The sequence below is a fragment of the Ramlibacter sp. genome (assembly GCF_035706265.1).
In the GTDB taxonomy this organism is placed as follows: Bacteria; Pseudomonadota; Gammaproteobacteria; order Burkholderiales; family Burkholderiaceae_C; genus Ramlibacter.
Window position 1 is genome coordinate 1 of record NZ_DASSVG010000239.1, and the last position, 4,569, is coordinate 4,569.

The following is a 4,569-nucleotide window of genomic DNA, read 5'->3' on the forward strand; positions in this document are numbered from 1 at the left end:
AGCTTGGCGATGCGGGCCAGCCGGCGGTTGTCGATGGCTACCACGCAGCCGCTGCGCGCCGCCGCCACCGGCTGGCTGCACACCGGACGCGGGGGCTCGCGCAAGCCGCCCTGGGCCTCGCAGATGTCCTGGAACTTGCGCCAGGCCCGGCCATGGGCGAGCACTTCGGCGGCGATGCGGGTTCCGCCGCCCTGGCCGGCCACGCCGCCGAACTCCAGCAGTTCGCCTGCCAGCAGCAGGGCGCGCTGCCGCAGGTCCGCCGGCGCCCCGGCGTCGCCTCGCAGCACCGCCAGCACGTCGCGCGCCTCCAGCGCGGGGCCGATGCCGCGCCCCACGGGCGCCGTGCCGTCGGTCTGCACCACGCGCAGCTGCAGGCGCAGGGCCTGCGCGGTCTGCCGCAGCTGGCGCGCGAGCGCCTGCGCCGCCTGCGGGCTGCGCACCTTGGCCGTCGGGCCCACGGGCATGTCGATCACGACGTGGGTGGCGCCGGCCGCCGCCTTCTTCGACAGGATGGAGGCGACGAGCTGGCCCTGGCTGTCCAGGTCGAGCGGCCGTTCGACGCGGATCAGCACGTCGTCGGCCGGGCTCAGGCGCACCGCGCCGCCCCACACGATGCAGCCGCCGGTGCGCTCCACCACGCGGCGGATGTCCGGCAGGTCCAGCGCCACCGGGGCGAGCGTTTCCATCGCGTCCGCCGTGCCGGCCGGCGAAGTGATCGCGCGCGAGGAGGTCTTCGGCATGCGCAGCCCGCAGGCCGCGACGATGGGCACCACGATCATGCTGGTGCGGTTGCCCGGCAGGCCGCCGACGCAATGCTTGTCCATCACCAGGCCGCCGCCCCACTCGATGCGCTCGCCGGCATCGAGCATCGCGTGCGTGAGCGCCACGGTCTCCTCGGCGTCCAGGCGGTCGCCGGCGCAGGCGGTCACGAAGGCGGCGAGCTGCAGCTCGGAATAGCGGCCGGCGGCCACGTCGGCGATCACCGCGTGCAGCGCCGCCGGCGTGAGCTTGCGGCCGTGGATCTTGGCCCGCACGTGGCCCACGGATTCCAGCGGCGGCGGGTGGCGCAGCGTGACCAGCGCCCCTTCGGCACCGGCCAGCGCCCGCCAGGCGGCCTCCGACACGCCGGCCTCGCCGAGCGCCACCAGGTTGCCGGCGACCACGTTGAGGGTGGCCACCACCGATCGTCCATCGAGGGCCACCTCGACCCGCGACTGGGCCTCGAAGCCTTCCGAGCGGCACACCGGGTCGTCACGGTGCAGGTACAGGACCGGTTCGAGGTAGGTGTCGATGCCGACCCTGCGCAGGCGCAGGCGGCCGGAAGTGCTGTCGGTCGCGGGCATGGCGGCTCCTGTCCCACTGTAGGGGGGGACGGCGGCCCGCATCTTGACAGCCGTCAGCGGCAGTCCGACCAGCCGCGCATGCGGCCGCGCACGGCGGCCAGCCAGGCCGCGGCGCGCGCGCGGGCGCTGGCCTGGTCTTCCTCCAGTTCCTGCTCCAGCGCGTTGAAGGCCAGGCGCAGCGCCGCGAGGGCGTCGTGGCCGTGGCCGTCGCCGCTCAGGGTGCGGCCGCCGACCACGCGGGCGCGCACCAGGGCGGCGCAGCGCGCGTCCTGGCCGTCGTGCCGCGGCGGCTCGCTGCGCGCGTACCACTCCAGCACCGAGGGATACAGCGCCTCGATGCCGCGCATGCGGCGTCTGGCTGCGGCCTCCACGGCCTTGGCGTGCGGCATCGCCGCGATTTCGATGCGGACCGGCTGGCGCGGCATGGACTGCTCTCCCTGTTCTCCTCGACGGCAAGAGGATGCAATGCCCGGTCGGCGAGCCGCATGACGCAGCGCAAGAACGCGTTCGCGCGCGCTGCCTTCTTTGCCTAAGGAAAGCAAGGTAGCCGTTGCTTAAGCAGCTGCCCCAAGGCGCAGCGAACTTGCGCTGGCGCAAGTTGCGTCCCGCCCCATGCGCCACAAAGAAGCAGAGGGCGCGCATGCGCGCGGCAGGCGGAGAACATCATGAAGACATTCGTTGTCATCGCACTGACGGCGGCCCTGCTGGCCGGCTGCGGCACGTCGTCGGAGATCCCCAGGGAACAGGCCGGCACGGTGATCGGCGCCGTCGCAGGCGGTTTGCTGGGCAGCCAGATCGGCGGGGGCGACGGGCGCGTGGCCGCCACCATCGTGGGCGCGATCGCCGGCGGCGCCATCGGCCAGAGCATCGGCCGCTCGATGGACCAGACGGACCGCCTGCGCACGGCGCAGGTGCTGGAGTCCAACCCCACCGGCACGCGCACGCACTGGCGCAACCCGGACACCGGCGCCGAATACACGGTCGTGCCCACGCGCACGTACGCGTCGGCGCAGGGGCCGTGCCGCGAATACACCATGGATGCGGTGATCGGCGGCCGGCTGCAGAAGGTGTACGGCACCGCCTGCCGGCAGCCGGATGGCAGCTGGCGCGCGCAGCCGTGAACGCAGGGAGCGAGCGATGCGCAGGTTTCCCCCCGAGAACATCGGCCCGGTGGACCAGTGGCTGCGCCTGTCCGCCGGCTTCGTGCTGCTGGTGCTGGCCGGCAGCGGCTTGATCGGTCCCTGGGGCTATCTCGGCCTCATTCCCATGCTGACGGCCATGGTCCGCTGGTGCCCGCTCTACCACCTGCTGGGCCTGCGCACCGGACGGCGCACCGGAAGGTCCACGCGATGAGCGTGCGCAACCTGGAGTCGCTGTTCGCGCCGCGTTCGGTGGCGATCGTCGGCGTGTCCGCCCGTCCCGGCAGCCTGGGCGCGCTGGTGCTGCGCAACCTGCGCGAGGGCGGCTTCCGCGGGCCGCTGTGGCTGGTGGACCGGCAGGAGGGCGAGATCGACGGACTGCGCATCCACGCCGGTATCGCGGCGCTGGCGGAGACGCCGGAGCTCGCGGTGGTGTGCACGCCGGCGGAGGCGGTGCCCGAAGTGATCGAGGCGCTGGCCGCGCGCGGAACCCGCGCGGCCGTCGTGCTCACGGCCGGATTGCGCCAGCCCGGGGCCGACGGGCGCTCGCTGCAACAGGCGATGCTCGATGCCGCCCGGCCCGGGCTGCTGCGCATCCTGGGGCCCAACTGCATCGGCGTGCTGGTGCCGCGCAGCCGCCTCAACGCCAGCTTCGCGCCGGGGCAGGCACTGCCGGGCGCGATCGCCTTCGTCACGCAGTCGGGCGCGCTCGCCACGTCGATGCTGGACTGGGCCAACGCGCAGGGCATCGGCTTCTCGCACTTCGTCTCGCTGGGCGACAGCGCGGACGTCGACTTCGGCGACCTGCTCGACTACCTGGCCAGCGACGGCGGCACGCGCGCGATCCTGATGACCATGGAATCGGTGAAGCACGCGCGCAAGTTCATGGCGGCCGCGCGGGCCGCGGCGCGCAACAAGCCGGTGATCGTGGTGAAGGCCGGCCGCGCGCCCGAAGGCGCCCGCGCCGCCGCGTCGCACACGGGCGCGATGGCCGGCTCGGACGCGGTGTTCGATGCCGCCGTGCGGCGCGCCGGCCTGCTGCGCGTCGACACGCTGGAAGCGCTGTTCGACGCCGCCGCCACCCTGGCGCATCCGCCCAGGTGGCGGGGCGAGCGGCTGGTGGTGCTCACCAACGGCGGCGGCGCCGGCGTGCTGGCGGCGGACGCGCTGGCGCTGGCGGGCGGGCAGCTCGCGCCGCTGTCCGATGCCACGCTGCAGGCGCTGGACGCGGGCCTGCCCGCGACGTGGTCGCGCGGCAATCCCGTGGACATCGTCGGCGACGCGCCGGTGCAGCGCTACGTGCATGCGCTGCGCACGCTGCTGGCGGCGCCGGAGGTGGACGGCATCCTGTTCCTGCACGCGCCGACCGCCGTGGTGCCCGCCGTCGACATCGCGCAGGCCTGCCTGCCGCTGCTGCAGGCGGCGGACAAGGCGGTGCTCGCCTGCTGGCTCGGCGGCGCCACGGTGGACGCGGCCCGGCGCCTGTCCGCCGATGCCGGCTTCCCCTGCCGCGGCACGCCGGAACACGCGGTGGCGGCCTGGATGCAGCTGGTGCAGTACCACCGTCACCAGCAACTGCTGATGCAGCTGCCGGATGCGGATCCCGCCGCCCCGGCGGTGGACCGCGCCGCGGCCGAGGCGGTGCTGCAGTCCGCCCTGCACCAGGGCCGCGAATGGCTCGACGAGGCGGCGGCGAAGGAGGTGCTGCAGGCCTACGGCATCGCCACCGTGCCGACCCGGCGCGTGCGTGACGCGCAGGAAGCGGTGGATGCGGCCGAGGAACTGGGCTACCCGGTGGCGCTGAAGGTGGTCTCGCCGCAGCTGCTGCACAAGTCCGATGCCGGCGGTGTCGCGCTCGGCATCGCCTCCGGCGACGAACTGCGCAAGGCGATGATCGCCATGCGGCACCGGATCGCCGTGGCGGCGCCGCAGGCGCACATCCTGGGCTTCACCGTGCAGAAGATGCTGCAGGGTGGGCGCGGGCGCGAGCTGATCGCCGGCATCACCGAAGACCCGGTCTTCGGCCCGGTGCTGCTGTTCGGCGAAGGCGGCACGGCGGTGGAGCTGCACCGCGACCGCACGCTGGA

5 protein-coding genes are annotated in these 4,569 nt (G+C 74.2%); 3 read left to right on the forward strand and 2 right to left on the reverse strand.

What is annotated here, in order from left to right; translation table 11 throughout:
• On the reverse strand, window positions 1-1,343 hold a 1,343-nt coding region (locus VFM98_RS09000), incomplete at its 3' end, for a thymidine phosphorylase family protein (RefSeq protein ID WP_325109581.1).
• A gap of 53 nt (window positions 1,344-1,396) precedes the next feature.
• Window positions 1,397-1,768 carry a hypothetical protein gene (locus VFM98_RS09005; RefSeq protein WP_325109582.1) on the reverse strand — a complete coding sequence of 124 codons (372 nt, stop codon included), beginning with the start codon at window positions 1,766-1,768 and terminating at the stop codon, window positions 1,397-1,399.
• Window positions 1,769-2,008: 240 nt separating this feature from the next.
• Here VFM98_RS09005 and VFM98_RS09010 point away from each other — a divergent pair, with 240 nt between their 5' ends.
• From VFM98_RS09010 to VFM98_RS09020, 3 genes are all read left to right on the forward strand, one after another.
• Entirely contained in the window at window positions 2,009-2,464 is a 456-nt protein-coding gene (locus tag VFM98_RS09010) for an RT0821/Lpp0805 family surface protein (protein ID WP_325109583.1), read from the forward strand.
• Between the two features lie 16 nt (window positions 2,465-2,480).
• Window positions 2,481-2,696 carry a DUF2892 domain-containing protein gene (locus VFM98_RS09015; RefSeq protein ID WP_325109584.1) on the forward strand — a complete coding sequence of 72 codons (216 nt, stop codon included), beginning with the start codon at window positions 2,481-2,483 and terminating at the stop codon, window positions 2,694-2,696.
• Window positions 2,693-4,569, forward strand: a 1,877-nt coding sequence (locus VFM98_RS09020; protein ID WP_325109585.1) for an acetate--CoA ligase family protein, incomplete at its 3' end; no start/stop codon positions are given. The genes VFM98_RS09015 and VFM98_RS09020, both read left to right, overlap by 4 nt.